At 67.3% G+C, this 20,152-nt stretch carries 20 protein-coding genes; 10 read left to right on the top strand and 10 right to left on the bottom strand.

The features are described from left to right. Positions 1–72: 72 nt before the first annotated feature. Both E3O62_RS02400 and E3O62_RS02395 read right to left on the bottom strand, forming a co-directional pair. Positions 73–258, bottom strand: coding sequence for a hypothetical protein (locus tag E3O62_RS02400; RefSeq protein WP_134397401.1), 186 nt, complete (start codon positions 256–258; stop codon positions 73–75). After that, complete coding sequence (locus tag E3O62_RS02395; RefSeq protein WP_134397400.1) at positions 255–476, bottom strand: hypothetical protein; 222 nt, start codon at positions 474–476, stop codon at positions 255–257. Before E3O62_RS02395 ends, E3O62_RS02400 begins: the two co-directional genes overlap by 4 nt. A gap of 53 nt (positions 477–529) precedes the next feature. Between E3O62_RS02395 and E3O62_RS16475 the strand changes: the two genes are divergently transcribed. From E3O62_RS16475 to E3O62_RS02385, 3 genes are all read left to right on the top strand, one after another. Beyond that, a complete protein-coding gene (locus E3O62_RS16475) occupies positions 530–691 on the top strand; it encodes a hypothetical protein (protein ID WP_166786393.1) in 162 nt (53 codons plus the stop codon). 151 nt (positions 692–842) lie between these two features. Continuing rightward, the gene (locus tag E3O62_RS02390) at positions 843–1,490 is read left to right on the top strand and encodes a hypothetical protein (RefSeq protein WP_134397399.1); all 648 of its coding nucleotides are present in this window, start codon (positions 843–845) and stop codon (positions 1,488–1,490) included. A 106-nt stretch (positions 1,491–1,596) separates the two neighbouring features. Continuing rightward, complete coding sequence (locus E3O62_RS02385) at positions 1,597–1,953, top strand: hypothetical protein (protein ID WP_134397398.1); 357 nt, start codon at positions 1,597–1,599, stop codon at positions 1,951–1,953. An 81-nt stretch (positions 1,954–2,034) separates the two neighbouring features. Here E3O62_RS02385 and E3O62_RS02380 read toward each other — a convergent pair whose 3' ends face one another. Then, on the bottom strand, positions 2,035–3,741 hold the full coding sequence (locus E3O62_RS02380; RefSeq protein WP_241973271.1) for a DUF5671 domain-containing protein: 1,707 nt from the start codon (positions 3,739–3,741) through the stop codon (positions 2,035–2,037). Next, positions 3,741–4,205: a hypothetical protein gene (locus tag E3O62_RS02375; protein ID WP_134396000.1), complete on the bottom strand. Its 465-nt coding sequence runs from the start codon at positions 4,203–4,205 to the stop codon at positions 3,741–3,743. Before E3O62_RS02375 ends, E3O62_RS02380 begins: the two co-directional genes overlap by 1 nt. A 76-nt stretch (positions 4,206–4,281) precedes the next feature. On the opposite strand from E3O62_RS02375, the gene E3O62_RS02370 reads away from it, so the two are divergent. Further along, positions 4,282–5,775: a sensor histidine kinase gene (locus E3O62_RS02370; RefSeq protein WP_134395999.1), complete on the top strand. Its 1,494-nt coding sequence runs from the start codon at positions 4,282–4,284 to the stop codon at positions 5,773–5,775. Positions 5,776–5,929: 154 nt separating this feature from the next. On the opposite strand, the gene E3O62_RS02365 is transcribed toward E3O62_RS02370, so the two are convergent. Further along, a complete protein-coding gene (locus tag E3O62_RS02365; protein ID WP_035837005.1) occupies positions 5,930–6,178 on the bottom strand; it encodes a WhiB family transcriptional regulator in 249 nt (82 codons plus the stop codon). Between the two features lie 183 nt (positions 6,179–6,361). Between E3O62_RS02365 and E3O62_RS02360 the strand changes: the two genes are divergently transcribed. Beyond that, positions 6,362–6,817: a hypothetical protein gene (locus E3O62_RS02360; protein WP_241973270.1), complete on the top strand. Its 456-nt coding sequence runs from the start codon at positions 6,362–6,364 to the stop codon at positions 6,815–6,817. A gap of 155 nt (positions 6,818–6,972) precedes the next feature. Here E3O62_RS02360 and bcp read toward each other — a convergent pair whose 3' ends face one another. From bcp to aroA, 3 genes are all read right to left on the bottom strand, one after another. Next, positions 6,973–7,452: a thioredoxin-dependent thiol peroxidase gene (gene bcp / locus E3O62_RS02355; RefSeq protein WP_134397397.1), complete on the bottom strand. Its 480-nt coding sequence runs from the start codon at positions 7,450–7,452 to the stop codon at positions 6,973–6,975. Between the two features lie 174 nt (positions 7,453–7,626). Beyond that, on the bottom strand, positions 7,627–8,676 hold the full coding sequence (rsgA, locus tag E3O62_RS02350; protein WP_134395998.1) for a ribosome small subunit-dependent GTPase A: 1,050 nt from the start codon (positions 8,674–8,676) through the stop codon (positions 7,627–7,629). Continuing rightward, positions 8,673–10,031 (bottom strand): 3-phosphoshikimate 1-carboxyvinyltransferase, encoded by a 1,359-nt coding sequence (gene aroA, locus E3O62_RS02345; RefSeq protein WP_134397396.1) that lies wholly within the window; start codon positions 10,029–10,031, stop codon positions 8,673–8,675. The genes rsgA and aroA overlap by 4 nt, the downstream gene beginning before the upstream one ends. A gap of 110 nt (positions 10,032–10,141) precedes the next feature. On the opposite strand from aroA, the gene E3O62_RS02340 reads away from it, so the two are divergent. Together E3O62_RS02340 and E3O62_RS02335 are read left to right on the top strand one after the other, a co-directional pair. Then, the gene (locus E3O62_RS02340) at positions 10,142–10,747 is read left to right on the top strand and encodes a sigma-70 family RNA polymerase sigma factor (protein WP_241973274.1); all 606 of its coding nucleotides are present in this window, start codon (positions 10,142–10,144) and stop codon (positions 10,745–10,747) included. Then, positions 10,744–10,986, top strand: coding sequence for a zf-HC2 domain-containing protein (locus tag E3O62_RS02335; protein WP_134395996.1), 243 nt, complete (start codon positions 10,744–10,746; stop codon positions 10,984–10,986). The genes E3O62_RS02340 and E3O62_RS02335 overlap by 4 nt, the downstream gene beginning before the upstream one ends. Here the strand turns inward: E3O62_RS02335 and E3O62_RS02330 are convergent. Next, complete coding sequence (locus E3O62_RS02330; protein ID WP_134397395.1) at positions 10,983–11,819, bottom strand: VOC family protein; 837 nt, start codon at positions 11,817–11,819, stop codon at positions 10,983–10,985. The genes E3O62_RS02335 and E3O62_RS02330 overlap by 4 nt on opposite strands. A gap of 249 nt (positions 11,820–12,068) precedes the next feature. Next, entirely contained in the window at positions 12,069–15,881 is a 3,813-nt protein-coding gene (locus E3O62_RS02325; protein ID WP_134397394.1) for a multifunctional oxoglutarate decarboxylase/oxoglutarate dehydrogenase thiamine pyrophosphate-binding subunit/dihydrolipoyllysine-residue succinyltransferase subunit, read from the bottom strand. A 132-nt stretch (positions 15,882–16,013) separates the two neighbouring features. On the opposite strand from E3O62_RS02325, the gene E3O62_RS02320 reads away from it, so the two are divergent. The 3 genes from E3O62_RS02320 (at position 16,014) to E3O62_RS02310 (ending at position 20,146) form a co-directional block, all read left to right on the top strand. Then, positions 16,014–17,453, top strand: a complete 1,440-nt coding sequence (locus tag E3O62_RS02320; RefSeq protein ID WP_134397393.1) for a GuaB1 family IMP dehydrogenase-related protein — start codon at positions 16,014–16,016, stop codon at positions 17,451–17,453. Between the two features lie 178 nt (positions 17,454–17,631). Beyond that, a complete protein-coding gene (locus E3O62_RS02315) occupies positions 17,632–19,092 on the top strand; it encodes a hemolysin family protein (protein WP_134397392.1) in 1,461 nt (486 codons plus the stop codon). Beyond that, the gene (locus tag E3O62_RS02310) at positions 19,085–20,146 is read left to right on the top strand and encodes a hemolysin family protein (RefSeq protein ID WP_134395991.1); all 1,062 of its coding nucleotides are present in this window, start codon (positions 19,085–19,087) and stop codon (positions 20,144–20,146) included. Before E3O62_RS02315 ends, E3O62_RS02310 begins: the two co-directional genes overlap by 8 nt. The last annotated feature ends 6 nt before the right edge of the window (positions 20,147–20,152 follow it).

Raw genomic sequence — 20,152 nt, 5'->3', positions numbered from 1 at the left:
CCTTACTTAAGCATGTCAGTGGATGAAATAAAAGAACCGCCGGGCTACGAGTCATGCAGGGCGGCGGTTCTCTTACCTATTGATGAACTGGCGGTTCTTGCGAATTGTGCCGAAGACCTTGATGACGATGAGGGCTAACACGACGATGCTGAACACGATGGCTACGGAGACCATGTAGGGCTTGAGCAGGTCGGCGATTATGACAAATGCAACCACCGAGGCCACGACAAGCCAGAAGAGCGACCACGCTTTATTCATGGCTTCTGACCTGACTCACGGAGAATCTTGGCAGCGACCTTCTTCTGCACAGCCCTGTCGGCAATGTCCTGGCGCATCTCGGCTTCAATAGCACGCGCCCGCCGTTGCTTGGCTTTCTCGGCACGGTACTTCTTCAGGTGGTGAGCGCCCCAGAGAGTCAGGGCAAACCAGACGATGAGAACGGCCAGGATGATGGAGCCTACGAATCCAGTTTCCATGATGACTCCTTATTAGAGAGGGGCTACTTGCCCCAGGTTTCCGAGTACTCTTCGTGCTCGTCTTCATCCAGTTGCTCGATGGAGCCTGTGACTCGCCCAAGCGCATCGCGCTGAATGGCGAGAGTGCGGTGGCGGGACTTCGTTGCCCCATGGTGCTTCGTTTGAAGCGGCCAACCAGCGAGTTCCCGAAGCGCAAGGTTGACGTCATCGTCTAATGGCTCGGGCTCTCCCGAGTTGAAGAGGCTGATTCTCTTTCCCATGACGACTCTCCCAACTCAGCTACCTAACTTCGTCATATTTGGCGAATTAGCAAAACTGTATCTGAAGGTTAGAACTTCGTCAATATTGGCGAGATATGATCACAGCATGGAAGAGTCAAGTCCCCTCGTACTCGGTGAGCCCGATGAAGAGCGTGTCCGTTGGATCAAACGTCTTCGGCAGCGCGGTGGCTTGCAACGTGAAATATCTGGGGTGCCTTATGCACTCTTCGGTGCACACGATTGGGACTCGCTAGTTGGGCAATTTGCCCAAGCACGGCTTCTGGCAACGCCCATGCCGGAACTAGAAGCACTCTTTGCTGCGCTCGGAAAGAGCTACTACTTCTATGCGCCATTTGAGAACGGACTGTTCGACTTTCCAACGGTTGTAGAGAGGCGTCAGTCTCTGTCTCGTTCTTGGGGAAAGAGCGTGCGCACACTAGAGCGCCTTGAGGAACGGGGCGCTCTAGTGCTGGATTATTACTTCCAGAAGATGCTCGACTCCCGATACGGAATGCAGTTGATATCCGACATTGATGACCGTTACAAGGCGCTTAAATGGTGGATGGATCAGCGTGGTCTGTCTGTGCCCGATGAAGAGTGGGATGTCGACGTGGTCCCCGAACGGATTTATCGGGTCATTAATCTCTACGTGAATGGTTACCCGGAGTCTGCACATGCTGTCGCTGAACGCGGTTTAGAGGCCGAGAAGAACGTTCGAAAGTACGAAATTCGCGACACAGCTAACGACGCATAGAGCGAGTAGCATCGACCTGTTCGCCCCGCGCCGCAACGCGGCCACCCTGACGGGCCTCGGACTGGCTGACCACGTCGTCGCCTGCGGCCTCGCCGACCCGGTCGGGATGGCCCGGTTCCTGCGCGCCTGGGTGGACCTGGCCGAGGTGGTCACGACCGAACAGGTCAGCGTGGTCATGAACCGGGTGCGCCGGGGTGCGGTCGGGCTGGATGCGAACGGGCAGGTCGTGTCGGCGCTCCGCCGGTTCGGCGGTATCGAGTCGCCGATCCTGGTGCCGCAGGACCAGGTGTCCACGGATGCGGCCATCGTCGCCGGGCGCACGCTGCGGGATGCCGCGCCGAAGTCCCCGGCGCGCACCAGCATCCGTCGCTTCGTGCGCACTGAGCTGCTGCCGGTGCCCGCGCCCGCCACGGGGCGACGGCGCCGGGAATCGAGATGGCGCCGGCCGGCGGTGGCCACCTGAGCCCACCGTCGGCGTCGAACCCCGCGTCGAACCCCGCGTCGACTTGTGCGCCGACCCCGGTGCGGGAGGCCGCACCGCCGCTCATTCCTGAAGCGGGATCACCTCAACCCTGTCGCCGGGGCCGGTGACGACCAGCACCCGCTTTCCGGTTACGCCGGTGAGGGCCTGGGCGAGATGCTCCGCCGTTGCCGAGCTACCGGCGCCGTCGGCGCGCTTCAGCACCGAGACGGCCGCGCCTCCGGTCGCTGCGCCGATTGCGAGGCTGAGGGGTTCCGGGTCGGCGTCCGTGACCAGGAGCACGCGGCCGATGGTGCGCGCCGGCTGCGGGGCCTCTGCACTCACTGCGCGGTCGCGTCGCCAGACAGAGAAGTGGTACCCGGCTGCGAGGCCGGTGGCTACCAGCAGCCCCAGCGGGGCCCGCACCCGGTCGATCAGGCTGTCCCCGGTGAAGTCACCGAGGGCGAACTCGAAGAGCCGGTAGCCGATCACCAGAAGCGTCACGATGGCGACGACCGCGCTCACGCCGAACACCAGGATCAGGTACACCCGTCGTCCCGCGGAGCGGACCTCCGCGGGGGAGAGCGGCGTCGTCGGCTGCCAGGCCAGCCACCATACCGGGCCGCCGACGATGAGGGCGCTGATGCCGCCCAGCAGGAGGGTTCGGGTCCCTGAACCGGCGAGCGGGGTGGTCGTGGCGGCGAGGATCGCGTTCACGACCACGCCCAGCCCGGAGGCCGCGGCAACGAGACCCACGCCGGAGGTCATAAGCTTCGTCGCAACCCTCGTTGTGTCCGACCGGGCCAGGGTCAGGCCCCGGTGGTAGCTCCAGACGAGCGCGCCGATGAAGGCGACCGAGATGCCGAAACCCAGTAGGTCGAGGATGTCGGTGACCGGGTCGGTGCGGTCGAAGGCCAGTCTGAGCAGCAGGAACAGTACGGTTCCGGCCCCGCTCAGCGTCAGGATGGCCGCCCCGGCCACGCCGACGGCCACGACCGCCAGATCGGCGAGGCCGCCGCGCAGGTCGCGGGCCTGGCTGCGGATCCAGTGCCACCACCAGATGACCAGCCCGCCGGCGAACCAGATGAGCGCCTGGAGGGTCAACTCCCACCAGGGTTCGCCCGGGGTAAGGCTCGGTGCCGCGTTGACGACGCCGTCGACGGCGGCGTCGAGCAGAGGGCGGAGGGCCGTGACGGCGCCGCCCACCGAGATCACGAGACCGAAGACGGAACCGAGGATCGGGGCCACGGTGACCAGCTGGGTGGGGCTCTTCTCCTGGTGCCGGGACATCCACAGGTGCCAGACCCACACGCCGGCCCAGACCACTCCGGTGGCGAAGAGACGCGGTTGCCAATCACCGCGTACGAGCACGGCCGCCGTGGTCAGCAGGGCGGTGCTGAACGTGACAAGGGAGACCGTATACAGGCCGGCCAGGTAGAGCCCCCAGGCGAAGGATGATCGTTCCGCGCCGTCCATTCGGCGCCACAGCACCCACCAGAGTACGGCCGCGAACGGGCCGGCGATGAGGGTGAACGCGAGTGAGCGGGCGAGCCCGGTGACGTCGCTGGAGGCAAGTGCGTTGCCGGCGTCGAGGAGGCGCCCGAGCAGCCCGCTCACTCCGATAGCGGCAATCACGACCAGGGCGAAGAGCAGAATGTATACGATCACCCGGCGTACCGTTGGCTGGGCCGCACTCTCCCCGGACGGCGTCGATTTGCGCACCGCGATGACGATGCCGGCGATACCGCCGCCGATCACGAGGACGGCAACCAGCAGCACCACGCTGACCATCAGGAACCGGCCTTCGGGTTCGGGCAGATGCTGAGTTCGTAGGGGGCGTCATCGATCAACCACGTGCCGTCGACGGCCACCAGGTCGAAGACGCCCTGGGTCTCGTACTCGTCGGCTCCGAAGGGGCCGCTGCCGTAGGAGGTGACGATGGACACCTTCACGTCAGCGGACTCGGCCCGCTCGGTGGTCGACACGAGGGTGACCCGCATGTTGTCGGTGGGGCCCCGGTCGAAGTCCTCGCAGCCATCGAACGCGTCCTCGGTGAGGTACGCGCCTGCGGCCTGCTCGTCGCCGTCGATGACGGCCGCGGAATAGTCCTGGACGAGGCCTTCCGGGGTGTCGGCGTCAAGCTGTTCGGGTTCGCCGCCGGAGAAGACGATGATGAGGGCGATGACCACCAGCGCCCCGATCACGGACAGTAGGACAACCAGGGTCCGATCGGGCTTTCCACTTGCTGTGCTCATCTGTTCAGCATGGCCCAAACTAAGCGACGGCACCACGACGACGGTGGCACGTGTCCGGGGGACCTAGGCTATTGCTGTGTCGACGCTCAGTAATCTTGTACTTGCCCAGGGCCGCAGCAGTGCGGAGGATGTGGACTGGCTCCATATGCTCGTCGCGGATGGCCAGCTCCTGGCCGACCTCGCCTTCGCGGACATCGTCGTGTGGGTGCCCAGCAGCACCGGGAGCTTCGTGGCCGTGGCTCACGCCAGGCCGTCGAGCGCCGCCACCCTCTTCTATCGTGACTTCGTCGGGCAGAGCATCAAGGTCGAGTGGCGCCAGCAGGTCACCGAGGCTTTCGAAACGGCGAAGATCGTCGACACCACGGCCCCCGACTGGTACGAGGAGACCCCTACCCGGGTGCGCGCGATCCCGGTGCGGCGGCGGCTCAGTTCCACGGGTTCCCAGATCTCGGACAAGCCGGTGGCGGTGCTCACCCGGCACACCAACCTGAGTGAGGCGCGCACGCCGAGCCGACAGGAGCTGACCTTCAACGACTGTGCCAATGACCTCTTCGCCATGATCGCGTCCGGCGATTTTCCCGATCTGGGCGCCCCCACCGGCCCGAGGCGCGGCGCCCCGCGCGCCTCGGACGGACTCATCCGTCTCGACGTCGACGGCGTGACCACGTTCGCGAGCCCGAATGCCCTCTCCGCCTTCAACCGGATGGGGTTCGCCGACGAGCTGGAAGGCGAGTCCCTCGCCGAGGTGACCACGAGCCTGCTCACCGGAACGGCGGTTGTCGACGAGACCCTGCCGCTCGTGGTCACCGGCCGGGCGCCATGGCGCACCGACGTGGAGGCCCGCGGCGTGACGGTCTCGCTGCGCGCCATCCCGATCCGCAACCGGGGCGAACGGATCGGAGCCATCGTCCTCTGCCGGGACGTCACCGAGCTGCGGCACCAGGAGCGTGAGCTGATCACGAAGGATGCCACCATCCGGGAGATTCACCATCGGGTCAAGAACAACCTGCAGACGGTGGCCTCGCTCCTGCGGATCCAGGCGCGCCGCACGCATTCCGACACGGCCAGGGAAGCGCTCAACCAGGCGATGCGCCGCGTGGCCGCCATCGCCGTCGTGCACGACACACTGTCCGAGGGCCTCAGCCAGAAGGTCGACTTCGACGTGGTGTTCGACCGGGTGTTGCTGCTGATCATGGAGGTGGCGTCCGCACACAACACGACGGCGCATCCGAAGTCGTCCGGCAGTTTCGGCATCCTGCCCAGCGCCTACGCGACACCGCTCGCCCTCGCGCTGACAGAGCTCGTGACGAACGCCGTCGAACACGGGCTGGCCGGACGCGAGGGGGAGGTGTCGATCGAGGCCGAGCGTAACGAGGAGACCCTTACCGTGCGGGTGCGGGACAACGGCACGGGCCTGCCGGAGGGCAAGGTCGGGTCGGGACTCGGAACCCAGATCGTGCGCACCCTGATCCAGGGAGAGCTCAGCGGCAGTATCGACTGGCACACCATGATGGGCAGCGGCACCGAAGTGACCATCGAGATCCCGCTGCGGTACATGCGCGAAGCGTAGCGCCGGGGGCGGGGTGGCGCCTCGGAATGTCGCCTCAGCGTGGCGCTTGGGTGCCGAGCACGTCGCGCGCAACAGAGAAAGGCCCGGCTGTTCAGCCGGGCCTTTCTCTGTGATCTTGTGGAGCGGGGGAGCAGTGGTGCGGGGGGGCGCCGTGTTAGGACGCGCGCCGGGCCCGGGCCGCGCGTCGCTTGAGCGCGCGACGCTCGTCTTCGCTCAGTCCACCCCAGACGCCGGAGTCTTGACCGGTTTCGAGGGCGTACTGCAGGCACACCTCGGTGACGTTGCAGCGGGCGCAGACCGACTTGGCCTTCTCGATCTGGTCCACAGCGGGGCCAGTGTTCCCGACCGGAAAGAAAAGTTCCGGGTCGGCGGTGAGGCAGGCAGCTTTGTCGCGCCAGTCCATAGGGGTGCTCCTTTATTGCGGGGATGCCTGGCCGATTGGCCGAAGATGAGAGGCTGCCGATTGCAGGGAGGGTACTGGATCTACTCGTTCAGATCGACTCACGTCCCTGTGAGCGTCAACCGGGCCTCAAAAATGATCGCATAATGGTGGAGTCAAATCAATAGTTTTGAATGGGATATCTCTGTGAATGCACGGTCAGACCACAGCGGCGACGACGAGAACCAGGCCGGCCGGGTGCGTCGGCCGCGGGCCCTGCTTCTCCTCGCCGCGATCCTCTGCGCGGAGGCCGCCCTCCTCTGGGTCGCGGTCGCGTGGCTCATTCTCGAGTTGCTGATCGCGGCGCCGACCTCCCTGGCCACGGCCCTCGCCATGCTGGTGCTGGTGCTGATCGCCGCGTTCTGGGTGACCGCCATCGCGGTCAACTCCCTGCGGCGCCGGTCCTGGATCCGGGGCGCGGCCGTCACCTGGCAGCTGGTGCAGATCGCCGTCGCCATCGGCTCCTTTCAAGGGCTCTATGCCCGGCCCGACCTCGGCTGGGCGCTTCTTCTGCCGTCGGTCGTGGTCCTCGTGCTGCTGTTCCAGCGGCGCGTAATCGCAGAAACGACGTCGGCGCGCTCCGAGGACGGCTTGCCGCGGTAGCGGCGCAGCAGGGCCGCTCCGGCGGCGGCAGCGGCGGGGTGGTCCTCGACGCGCGGTCGAGTGCTCCAGGGGCCGGTATGGGCCACCTGCGGCCGGTGAGGGCAGCGCCGGGACTGTGCCGGGACTGTGCCGGCCGCGTGGCGGCATCCGTGTGGTCAGGCCGGCAGGCCGAGCCTCTTGCGTAGGCTCGCGACATGGCCGGTGGCCTTCACGTTGTAGAGGGCCAGCTCGACCATGCCGGTCTCGTCGATCACGACGGTGGAACGCAGCACGCCCGTGACGGTCTTGCCGTAGAGGTTCTTCTCGCCCCAGGCGCCGTAGCCCGTGTGCACCGCGAGGTCGGTGTCGCTGAGGAGCGCGAACGTGAGCTGCTCGGTCTCCTGGAACTTCTTCAGCTTGACCGGGGCATCCTTTGATACGCCGAGCACTTGGTAGCCGGCCGACGCCAGTGAGCTGAGGTTGTCGCGGAAGTCGCAGGCCTGCTTCGTGCAGCCGGGCGTCATCGCCGCCGGGTAGAAGTACACGACGACCTTCGAGCCGGCGAAATCGGCCAGCGACACGGCGTTCCCGTCCTGGTCGGACAGGGTGAACGGAGGGGCCTGGTCGCCGGCCGCGAGCCGCGTGGAATCGGTCATCCCCCCACGCTACTGGTCCCGCCTGTACCCATTTTCCGCCCATCCCTGACGAATTCGACGGAGATTGGGGGTCAAACACCCGGTTTTTGGCCCTGAGCGCTTTCTAGAGCAAAATCTCCGTCGAATTCGTTCAGTGCAGGGGCTGCCGGCTCGGGGGTGGCGGGTGACAGGGGGCTAGTGGGTGGGGGCGGAGGCGAAGGTGGCGAGCAGGCGCTGCAGCGAGTCCAGGCGCACCTTGCCGGTCTCGCCGAGCTTGCCGGCGCTAACGGCCTCATTGATCGCGCAGTCGGGCGAGTTCGGCAGGTGGGTGCAGCCGCGCGGGCACTTTTGGGAGATCAGGGCCAGGTCGGTGAAGGCCTTGAGGATGTTGTCGGTGTTGATGTGGCCGAGACCGAAGGAGCGCACGCCGGGGGTGTCGATGACCCAGCCCCGGCCGGCATCCGTTTGCAGTCGCAGCGAGATGGTCGACGAAGACGTGTGCCGGCCGCGGCCGGTCACCGTGTTGACGACTCCGACGGCACGGTGGGCGCTCGGCACGAGGGCGTTGACGAGGGTGGACTTGCCGACGCCGGAGTGACCGACGAAGACCGTGTCGTGGCCGACCAGGGCGGCGGAGATCTCCGCCAGCGGCATGGCGTCGTCGCGGCTCTCGAAGACGGGCAGGTCGAGGCCGGCGAAGTTGCGGAGGAAGGCGGTGGGGTCGGCCAGGTCGGTCTTGGTGATGCAGAGAATGGGATTCACGCCCGCGTCGTAGGCGGCGACGAGGTAGCGATCGACGAGACGGATGCGCGGCTCCGGGTTGGCGGCGGCCACCACGATCAGCATCTGGTCGGCGTTGGCGACGATCACTCGCTCCACGGCGTCGGTGTCGTCTGCGCTGCGGCGCAGCAGCGTCGTGCGCGGCACGATCCGCACGATCCGGGACAGGCTGCCCGGTGCTCCGGTCGTGTCGCCGACGATGTCGACGCGGTCGCCGGTGACGACGGCCTGCTTGCGCAGTTCACTCGCCCGGGCGGCGGTCACCCGGCGCTCGGCAGGCAGGTTCTCGTCGAGCATGACGGTGTACCGGCCTCGGTCGACCGAGAGGATGCGTCCGGTCAGCGCGTTCTCGTGGTCGGGGCGGGTCTTGGTGCGCGGTTTGCTGCCCTTTCGGTTGGGGCGCACACGCACGCTCGACTCGTCGAACTCGGGCTCATCGTCGTCGGCACTCGCCCACCACGTCACGACGGGGCTCCGGAAACGAGCGTCGACCAAAGGTCGGTGAACTGGGGGAGGGTTTTCGCGGTCGTGCCGATGTTCTCGATCAGCAGGCCGGGAACGCGAAGCCCGATCAGCGCGCCCGCGGTTGCCATGCGGTGGTCGTCGTAGGTGTTCCACGGCCCGCCGCGCAGCGGGCGCGGGTCGATCCGCAACCCGTCGGGCAGCTCGGTGACGGCGCCGCCAAGCCCGTTGATCTCCGCGGCGAGGGCCGCCAGCCGGTCGGTCTCGTGGTGGCGGATGTGCCCGATCCCGGTGATCGTGCTTGGGGACTCGGCCAGGGCAGCCAGGGCCACGAGCGTGGGCGCGAGCTCTCCGCCGGTCGACAGGTCGAGCTCCACGCCCCGGATGCAGCCGGTCCCGGAGACCGTGAGCCGGTCGCCCTCCCGGGTGACCGCGGCGCCGAAGCGCGGTAGCAGTTCGGCCAGGTCGGCGCCGACCTGGGTGGTGGTCTCGGGCCAGCCGATGATGGTCACGCTGCCGCCGGCGACGAGGGCCGCGGCGAGGAACGGCGCCGCGTTGGAGAGATCGGGTTCGATGTCGACCTCGACACCCTGGATCGGGCAGGGCGCGACGATCCACTCGCCGACGGCGGGACTCTGAACGGTGACGCCGCGCCGGGCCAGCGTGGCGATGGTCATCTCGATGTGCGGCATGCTCGGCAGGCGCTCGCCGGAATGACGAAGGTGCAGGCCTAGCTCGAAGCGGGGCGCGGCGAGCAACAGGCCGGAGACGAACTGGCTTGATGTGGACGCGTCGATGGTGATCTCTCCGCCGGCCAGCGTGCCGGTACCGTGCACGGTGAAGGGCAGGGCGCCGCGACCGTCGTCGTTGATGTCGGCGCCGAGGGCCCGCAGGGACGAGATGGTGGTGCCCATCGGGCGACGGCGTGCACCGGCGTCCCCGTCGAAGGTGGTCGGCCCGAGTCCGAGCGTCGCGACCGGCGGCAGGAAACGCATCACGGTGCCGGCAAGACCGCAGTCGACGGTCGTCGACCCGAGTAGCTCCCCGGGGGTGATCCTCAGGTCGGCGCCGAACTCCCCGGCTCCGGGGACCTCCTCGATGACGGTGCCCAGTTGACGCAGCGCCGCGACCATCAAGTCGCTGTCCCGCGAGTGCAGCGGGGCACGCAACAGCGACGGATGCGCGGCGAGGGCGCTGAGAACCAGCTCCCGGTTGGTCAGCGACTTCGACCCCGGCAGGGACACGGACGCGCAGAGCGGGCCGGCGGCCGTCGGAGCGGGCCAGCGGGCATCCGTCACCTCGGGCGACGTGTCGCCGTAGGGATCGAACTCAGGCTTGGAATATCTCGAGATCAACATCGGTTATCAGAATAGTCGGTGATGAAAGAGAGAGGGAGGCCCGGGTGACGCTGTCCATGGTGCTGGAGCGACCTGCGGTCGTTTCACGCGACGGCTTAGGATTGTCCGTGATGACAACCGATGCGATCGAAATGCGAGACCTGTTCGAAGAGCAGGCACTGCCCTTTATCGACCAGCTGTACGCCGCGGCCATGCGCATGACGCGCAACCCCTCCGACGCCCAGGATCTGGTTCAGGAAACGTTCGTGAAAGCGTTCGCTGCGTTCAAACAGTTCGAGCAGGGCACCAATCTCAAGGCCTGGCTGTACCGCATCCTGACCAACACCTTCATCAACACGTACCGCAAGAAGCAGCGTGAGCCGTTCCAGGGCACCATCGACGATCTCGAGGACTGGCAGCTCGGCGGCGCGGAGTCCCGCACGGCGACGACGAATCGTTCGGCGGAGGCCGAGGCCATCGACCACCTGCCGGACAGCGCCGTCAAGGACGCGTTGCAGTCCATCCCGGAGGACTTCCGGCTGGCTGTCTACTTCGCCGACGTGGAGGGGTTCTCCTACCAGGAGATCGCCGAAATCATGAAAACACCCATTGGCACCGTGATGAGTCGCCTGCATCGTGGCCGGCGCCTCCTGCGCGACCTGTTGGCCGGTTACGCCATTGAGCGCGGCCTGGGAACAGCGGCGGGCCAGACTCGAACCGGGAGCACACCAGCATGACCGATTGTGGCTGCGAGAAGGCCAAGGCCGAACTCGAGGAATACCTGCACAACGAACTGTGCGGCGAAGATGCGTCTGACATTCAAGAGCACCTCGCCCACTGCATCGACTGCAGCGACGAGCACCTGGTCGGGCGCACCCTGACCGAGGCCGTGCAGCGCGCTTGCCGTGAAATGGCCCCCGAAGACCTGCGCGACCAGGTGTTGCTGAAGCTGCGCACCATCCAGTCCGCCCACTAGCCGATCGGTAGGTCGGCGTCCTCCTCACCGGCGTCGTCGACGTTCTTCTCCTCGGCGAGCGGCTCGTCGACCGAGCCGAGCACGAACAGGGCGCCGGTCGGGTCGGTGACCAGCGCGAAGGTGCCGAACTCCGCCGTCCACGGCTCACGGACGACCGTGCCGCCGAGCTCTGTCACGGTCGCCGCGGCCGCGTGCACGTCAGGCACCCCGAGATAGAGCTGCCAGTGCGAGGGAACGCTGTCGGGCAGGTGGTCCGCGGCGTCGAAGACGCCCGTCACCATCTCGCCCTCCGCCCCGATCGTGCTGTAGCGGAAGTCCTCCGTGTCGCTCAGGACGACCGGTTTCCAGCCGAACACCTCGGTGTAGAAATCGAGGGCGGCGGAATAGGAGCGGGTGTTCAGCTCGTGCCAGACCGGTGAGCCCGCCTCGCCGAAGACGTCGAAGCCGGTGAACTCGTCGGCCTGCCACACCCCGAAGGGCGCACCCGTCGGGTCCATCAGGATGGCCATGCGGCCCATCGTTCCCACCGTGATCGGCTCGGCCAACACGTCTGCGCCGGCCGCGCGGGCGGCGGCGACGGCGGCGTCGGCATCCGTCACCGACAGGTAGGTGGTCCACGTGTCGGGCAGTTGGGAACCCGGCTCCTGTGAGCCCATGCCGGCGACGTCCGCGTCGCCCTTACGGAAGGTGACGTAGTTGCCGTCCTCCGAACCGGAATCGCTGGCCGTCCAGCCGAACAGCCGGGTGTAGAACTCCCGGGCGCGCGGCAGGTCGGAGGTCATCAGGTCGGCCCAGCAGGGCTGGCCGGTTCGGTTCGCGTGCGGTGCGGGCATGGCGGATCTCCTTGTCGGTGGCCGATGCGTCGGCGGGCGGTGCGGCCAGCCTAGATGAGTGAGTCCTGATAGCCGAGGGGTGATAGTGGTTCGCGGTTCCGAGACGGTTGTGCCCGATGCCGATGCCGACGCCGGGCGATCAGGGGACCGTGACGCTGGATGAAGTGTGGACCGCCGTGTCTCTCGAGTCCGAAGCCGTGCAGTAGCGCTGTCTCGAACTCATTCGACGGTTCTGCTGGTCGGCGCAGGTTACAGGGTGAGCGCCTGGCGGAGCAGTTCGGCCTGCTCGACCGCGTGACGCTTCGCCGAGCCCGCCGCCGGCGACGCCGACGCCGCCCGGGAGAACAGGGTCACCGCGCGCGGGCCCAGCTTGTTCGTCTCGAGGTAGAAGAACGGCCACGCACCCTGGTTCTCCGGCTCATCCTGCACCCAGGCGAGTTCGGCGTCGGGGTACTGGTCGGCGACCTGCTTGAGTTCGACGGCGGGCAGCGGGTAGAACTGCTCCATGCGAACCAGCGCGATCTCCGGGTTCGGGTTCTTGTCGAGTTCGGCGAGCAGGTCGTAGTAGAGCTTGCCGGCCAGGAACAGCACCCGCTTGACCCGCGACTTGTCGGTGATCCGGGCGTCGTCGATGACCGGTTCGAACCGGCCGGTGGTGAAGTCGGCCACCTCGCTGGTCGCGCCGCGCAGGCGCAGCATCGACTTCGGAGTGAAGACGATCAGCGGGCGCCGCGGGCGCATGTAGGCCTGACGGCGCAGCAGGTGGAAGTACGACGCGGGCGTCGACGGGCGAGCGACGGTCATGTTGTCTTCCGCGCACAGCTGCAGGTAGCGCTCGATCCGGGCGGACGAGTGGTCCGGCCCCTGGCCCTCGTAGCCGTGCGGTAGCAGCAGCACAACGGATGACCGCTGGCCCCACTTCTGCTCGGCGGAGGAGACGAACTCGTCGATGACCGTCTGGGCGCCGTTCGCGAAGTCGCCGAACTGCGCCTCCCAGAGCACCAGGGCGTCGGCGCGTTCCACCGAGTAGCCGTACTCGAAGCCCATGGCCGCGTATTCGCTGAGCAGCGAGTCATAGATCCAGAACCGGGCCTGGTCTTCGCTGAGGTTCGCCAAGGGCAGCCATTCCTGGCCGTTGATGCGGTCGTGCAGCACCGCGTGACGCTGCACGAACGTGCCGCGGCGGGCATCCTGGCCGGCGAAGCGCACCGGGGTGCGCTCGAGCAGTAGGGAGCCGAGGGCGAGGAGTTCGCCGAAGCTCCAGTCGATTTTGCCGTTGCGACTCATGTCGTTGCGCTTCTGCATCAGCTGCTGCAGCTTATTGTGCACGGTGAAGCCGGTGGGCTTGTTCAGGAAGGCGTCGCCGATCAGGTGCACGACCGCCTCGGGCACCCCGGTGGTGGCCGGTTCCCCGATCCCGTCGTCGTGCTTGTCGGTACCGTGCTTCTCGGCACCGATGCCCTGCGGCGCGGCACCGGCCGCGCTGACGACCGGGATCGACGAGGACTGCGCCGCGTGCGTCTCCATGAACGCGCGCTCAAGGCGGTCCTGGAAGTCGGCGTGGGAGGCCTCGTATTCCTCCTCCGTGATGTCCCCGCGACCGACGAGAGCCTCGGTGTAAAGCTTCCGAACGGAGCGCTTGGCCTCGATCAGGTTGTACATCAGCGGCTGGGTCATCGAGGGGTCGTCGCCCTCGTTATGGCCGCGGCGGCGGTAGCAGACGAGGTCGATGACGACGTCCCGCTTGAATTCCTGGCGGTAGGCGAAGGCGAGCTCCGCGACCCGCACCACGGCCTCGGGGTCGTCCCCGTTGACGTGGAAGATGGGCGCCTGGATGGTCTTGGCGACATCCGTCGAGTACACCGACGTGCGCCCGTCGCCAGGTAGCGTGGTGAAGCCGACCTGGTTGTTGACGACCAGATGGATGGTTCCCCCGGTGCGGAAGCCGCGTAGTTGGGACATCTGGAGCGTCTCCAGGACGATGCCCTGGCCGGCCATGGCGGCGTCGCCGTGCACGAGGACCGGCAGGGTGGAAAAGGTGCCGATCGGCTTGCGGTCCTGCTTGGCGCGCACGATGCCTTCGAGGACGCCGTCGACGGCCTCGAGGTGGGACGGGTTCGCGGCCAGGTAGACCGGCATCTCCGTGCCGTTGGTGGCGCGGAAGGTGCCCTCGGTGCCCAGGTGGTACTTGACGTCGCCGGAACCCTGCACGGTGCGGGGATCCTGCGTGCCCTCGAACTCGCGGAAGATCTGGCCGTAGGTCTTGCCCGCAATGTTGGTCAGCACGTTCAGGCGTCCGCGGTGGGCCATCCCGATGCAGACCTCGTCGAGGCCGGCATCCGCGGCACCCTGCAGGATCGAATCGAGCAGGGCGATGGTGGATTCGCCGCCCTCGAGGCTGAACCGCTTCTGGCCGACGTACTTGGTCTGCAGGAAGGTCTCGAAGGCCTCGGCCTCGTTGAGCTTGCCGAGGATGCGCATCTGCTCGTCATGCGTGGGCTTGACGTAGCTCTTCTCCATCTTTTCCTGCATCCACTTGCGCTGGGCAGGGTCCTGGATGTGCATGTACTCGATGCCGGTCGTGCGGCAGTAGGAGTCGCGGAGTACGCCGAGGATGTCGCGCAGAAGCATCAGGCGTTTGCTGCCGAAGCCGCCGGTGACGAACTCACGGTCCAGATCCCAGAAGGTCAGCCCGTGGTTCGAGATGTCCAGGTCGGGATGCGAGCGCTGCGTGTACTCGAGCGGGTCGATGTCGGCCATCAGGTGGCCGCGAACGCGGAACGCGTTGATGAGCTCCTGCACGCGGGCGGTCTTGTCGACGGCGCTGGCCAGGTCGACGCTGATGTCGGGGGCCCAGTGGATCGGGTCGTACGGGATGCGCAGGGCCGAGAAGATGTCCTCGTAGAAGTTGTGCTGCCCGATCAGGAGCTCGTGCACGATCTTGAGGAACTCGCCCGAGCCGGCACCCTGGATGACCCGGTGGTCGTAGGTGCTGGTCAGCGTGATGGTCTTGGAGATGGCGAGGCCGGTCAGGGTCTTGACGCTGGAACCCTGGAACTCGGCCGGGTAGTCGAGTGCGCCGGCGCCGATGATGCAACCCTGGCCCTTCATCAGGCGCGGTACGGAGTGCACAGTGCCGATGCCGCCGGGGTTGGTGAGGGAGACCGTGGCGCCGGAGAAGTCATCCGCCGCCAGTTTGCCCTTGCGGGCCCGGGTGACGAGGTCTTCGTACGAGGAGAGGTACTCGCCGAAGGTCATGGTGTCCGCGCGCTTGATGGCCGGGACCATCAGGGAGCGGGTGCCGTCGGGCTTGGGCAGGTCGATCGCGATGCCGAGGCCGACGTGCGCGGGGGCGATGACCGAGGGCTTGCCGTCGATCTCGTTGTAGTAGACGTTCTGGCTGGGGAACATCTTCAGCGCCTGGATCAGCGCCCAACCGATCAGGTGCGTGAACGACACCTTGCCACCGCGCGAGCGCTTCATGTGGTTGTTCATCACGATGCGGTTGTCGATGAGAAGCTTCGCCGGGATGGTGCGCACGCTGGTGGCGGTGGGCACGGTCAGGCTGGCCGCCATGTTCGCCGCGAGGCTCTTGGACATGCCGCGGAGCGGGGTGACGACGTCGACCTCGGTGGCCTCGGTGGCGGTCGGCTGCGAGTTCGTGATCGGGATGTCGGCCGGAACGGGAACCCGCTTGGGCGCGCTGGACGTCGTGCGCGCGGTGCGCTGCCCGCCGGCGACGGGGATGGGCGCCGTGATCGGGGCCGGCTCCGCCGCTGAGGCGGCCGGGGTTGCGGGAGCGCTTGCCGCGGGTGTGGTCACGTCGGGAGCGATCACGGCGGGCGCGTCGCCTGCGGGTGCGTTGCTCGCGGGAGCCTCTGAACCGTCGCTGCGGCCGTTCGCGGTCTGGTGGTAGCTCTCCAGGACGGGCCACCAGGACTCGTCCACCAGCTTCTTGTCGACGAGGTACCGTTCGTATAGTTCGTCGACGAGCCACTCGTTCGCTCCGAATTCACCCGACGTCGTCTCGTCGGATCCACTACCGGTCAACTGGCTTGACACAGCCGGTTCCCACTCTCTACGTTGATTTTGAATGTCCCGAGCGGTCGTGCACGCCCGGCGCGGTCTGCCCGTCCAGCCTAATCCCCTCGGGCCTGGCTGCGGGCATCCGCGCGGAGCGCTAGCGTTATTTCCATGCAGTTCTATGGAGCGGTACCCAGCCACGACCTCACGTATTCCGACGTCTTCCTTGTGCCGAGCCAATCGGATGTGAGCAGCCGCCTCGATGTCTCCCTCGCCCCGGGCGACGGCAGCGGCGCCACCATCCCCATCGTCTCGGCGAACATGAACTCGGTCACCGGGCCGCGCCTGGCGGCCGCGCTCGCTCGCCGCGGCGCGCTCGGCGTGCTGCCGCAGGACATGCACCTGCAGGATCTCGACGCCGCGATCCGCTGGGTCAAGGCCCAATCCACCCGCTTCGACACCCCCTTCAACTTCGCCCCGGCGGACACCGTGGCGCTCGCCCTGCGGCAGGTGCCGGCTGTGGCCGGCCAGGGATTGGTCATCAACGACCACAACGGCGAGTACCTGGGTGCCATCGACGCGTCCCGGCTGGCGACGGCGCTGCCTGACGCGCTCCTCGGAGATCTCCTGCACGGCACGATGACCTCCCTCGACGCCGACGATATCGAAGGCCCGCGCCGCGCGTTCGACGTGATGACCGCGGCCGAGCTCGACTTCGCCACCGTGCAGCACCACGGTCGGGTGATCGGCACCCTCAGCCGCAAGAGCGCGCTTCGCTCCACCCTGTATCAGCCCGCGCTGGACGCGCAGGGCCGACTGCGCGTGGCCGCGGCGGTCGGCATCAACGGCGACATCGCGGCCAAGGCCCGGGCGCTCGTCGCCGCGGGGGTGGACGTCCTCGTGATCGACACCGCGCACGGGCACCAGGGCGGCATGACGCGGGCGATCAGGATCGTCGCCGACCTGGGCCTCGGCATCCCCATCGTGGCCGGCAACGTCGTGACCGCGGATGCCGTGGGTGACCTCGTCGGCGCCGGCGCCACCATCGTGAAGGTCGGCGTCGGCCCCGGCGCCATGTGCACCACGCGCATGATGACGGCGGTCGGCCGCCCCCAGTTCTCGGCCGTGCTCGAGACCGCGGCCGCCGCCCGGGAACTCGGAGCGCACGTCTGGGCCGACGGCGGGGTGCGCTACCCGCGCGACGTGGCGCTCGCGCTCGCCGCCGGCGCGGCATCCGTCATGATCGGATCCTGGTTCGCCGGCACGATCGAGGCACCCGGCCTGCTCGACCGGGACGCCGCCGGCGGTATTTACAAGGAGAGCTGGGGGATGGCCTCCACCAGGGCTGTGCGACAGCGGTTCGACCGCCTCGACGCCTACGAGCTGGCCCGCAAGACTCTTTTTGCCGAGGGGATCTCCAGCTCGAAGATCTACCTGGACCCGCTGCGACCGTCCGTCGAGGACCTGCTGGACATGATCACCTCCGGCGTGCGTAGCTCGTTCACCTATGCGGGCGCGACCTCGGTCGCGGAGTTCCACACCCGTTCGCTGGTCGGGATCCAGTCGGCGGCCGGCTACGAGGAGGGCAAGGCCCTGCCCGTCTCCTGGTAGAGGTGGGGGCCCGACACCCGGGACCGACTCGTGGCCTCGGTGCCGGGCGGTAGACTGGGCGGAATAATGGACGACCCCCCTCCTGCGCATGCACCCGGTTTCTCGCCCGGAAATTCTTCCCGTCACCCGAACGGCGTCTCGGTCATGATCTTCGGTGCCGCCGTTGTCGAGGTCCGCCATGTATGAGTGGATCATGCTCGCCGCGGGCCTTTTCCTCACCGTCGGAACCGGCCTGTTCGTCGCCAGCGAGTTCGCCCTGGTCAATCTGGACCGGTCGGAGCTCGAGGCCCGCCGCGATCGAGGAGAGACCCGACTCGGCCTGACCATCGCCGCACTCAGGATCACCTCGACGCACCTCTCCAGCGCCCAACTGGGCATCACCCTCACCACCCTGCTCACCGGTTACACCATGGAGCCGGCTCTGACCATGCTGCTGTCGCCGTCGCTGATCGGCCTGGGGCTGTCCCCGGCGGTGGTGCCGGTCGTCGCGGTCACGACCGCGGTCATCGTCGCCACACTCGCCTCGATGATCATCGGCGAGCTGGTGCCGAAGAATTTCGCCCTCGCCCTGCCCGTGCAGACCGCGAAGCTGGTCATCCCGTTCCAGACACTGTTCACGACGGTGTTCAAACCAGCCGTCGTCGTGCTCAACGGCAGCGCCAACGGTGTGCTGCGGTCGATCGGGATCGAGCCGAAGGAAGAGCTGTCCGGGGCGCGCACCGCGGAGGAGCTGTCCTCCCTCGTGCGGCGCTCGGCCAGTGCCGGGCTGCTGGAGAAAGACACCGCCACGCTCCTGCACCGTACGCTGCTCTTCTCCGGGCATACCGCCTCGGACGTGATGACGCCCCGCCCGCGGGTGGCCAGCATCGAGCGCACCGCCTCCGCCCAGGCCGTCATCGAGCTCACCCGCCAAACCGGGTATTCCCGCTTTCCCGTCGTCGACGAGGGCGTCGACGACATCGTCGGGATCGTGCACGTGAAGCAGGCCGTGGCCGTTCCCCGACGCCGCCGGGCGGATGTCCCGGTGTCGGCCCTGCAGTCCGAGGCCATCCGGGTGCCCGAGACCATGAAACTCGACGGACTGCTGGTCGAGCTGCGCGGCCGCGGTTACCAGATGGCCATCGTCGTCGACGAATACGGCGGCACGGCCGGAGTGGCCACGCTCGAGGACCTGGTCGAGGAACTCGTCGGAGAGGTTGCCGACGAGCACGACCGCACCCGCGCCGGCGTGGTGTTGTCTACCGACTCTCTGACATTCCCCGGCATGCTCCGTCCGGACGAGCTGCTCGACCGAACCGGCATCGTGATCTCGGAGGACGGCCCCTACGAAACCGTGGGCGGGTTCGTGATGAGCGAATTGGGTCGCCTGCCCGTCGTCGGCGACGTCGTGCAGCTGGCCGGCGGCGTGCTGTCGGTGGAACGCCTCGACGGTCGCCGGATTGACCGGCTGCGCTTCACACCCTTCGTCGAGCCCGTCGAGCCCGAGGAGGGCGGCGAGCCCGTCGAGCCCGAGGAGGGCGGCAAGCCTGCCCGGGGCGACCGCGGTACCAGGACCGACACGAAATCCGAAAAAAAATCGGACAAAAAGGGTGACCGTAAGAAGAACGGCACGGAGCGCAGGGTGAGTGACCATGAGTGACTGGGCAGGGCTGGTCTGGCTGGTCGTGCTGCTCGCGGCCAACGCCTTCTTCGTTGCCGCGGAATTCGCGGTTATCTCCGCGCGCCGGTCCCAGATCGAACCTCTCGCCGAGGCAGGCAAGAAGCGCGCAATCACAGCGCTGTGGGCGATGGAACACGCCACCCTCATGTTGGCGACCACCCAGCTGGGCATCACGGTCTGCTCGCTGCTCATCCTGAACGTCTCGGAGCCGGCGATCCACCACCTGCTCGAGATCCCGCTGGGCCTGACCCCGCTACCGGTGGAGGCCATCGGAGTGATCGCCTTCGTGATCACGCTGCTGCTGGTCTCCTACCTGCACGTCGTGTTCGGTGAGATGGTGCCGAAGAACCTGTCGTTCTCCATCCCCGACCGGGCCGTGCTCGTGCTCGCCCCGCCGCTCGTCTTCTTCGGCCGCCTGGTCAAGCCCGTGATCGTGACGCTCAACGCCACCGCCAACCTGGTGGTGCGGATGTTCGGGGTCCAGCCCAAGGAGGAGGCCACCAGCACTTACACGTTGGACGAGGTGGCGACCATCGTCTCCCAGTCGACCCGGGAGGGCGTGCTGCGGGACGGCACCGGGGCACTCAGCGCCACGTTCGAGTTCACCACCCGCAAGGTGCGGGACGTCGCGGTGAACCTCGACGGCCTGATCAGCCTGCCCGAGGCGGCCACCCCCGCAGACGTGGAGAAGGCCGTCACCAGACACGGTTTCTCGCGCTATGTGCTGGTGAACGAGTCCGGTGAACCGACCGGGTACGTTCACCTGAAGGACGTCATCGACCTCGACGGCGACACGGCCACCTCGGTCGGGCAGGGCAGCTACGCGGAGCCGATCCCGGGCAAGCGCATCCGTTTGCTGGCGTCGATCTTCGAGGACACCGACCTCGAAGATGCCCTGGCCACCATGCGGCGTTCCGGCGCGCACCTGGCGCGCTCGTTCACCGCGACCGGTGAGACCGTGGGGGTGCTGTTCCTGGAGGACATCATCGAAGAGCTGGTCGGCGAAGTGCAGGACGCGACCCGCCGCCTGTAGCCGCTC

Origin of the sequence: Cryobacterium sp. TMT2-15-1, assembly GCF_004402345.1 — a bacterium.
In the GTDB taxonomy this organism is placed as follows: domain Bacteria; phylum Actinomycetota; class Actinomycetes; order Actinomycetales; family Microbacteriaceae; genus Cryobacterium; species Cryobacterium sandaracinum.
This window is presented reverse-complemented; position numbering and strand designations above follow the sequence as displayed.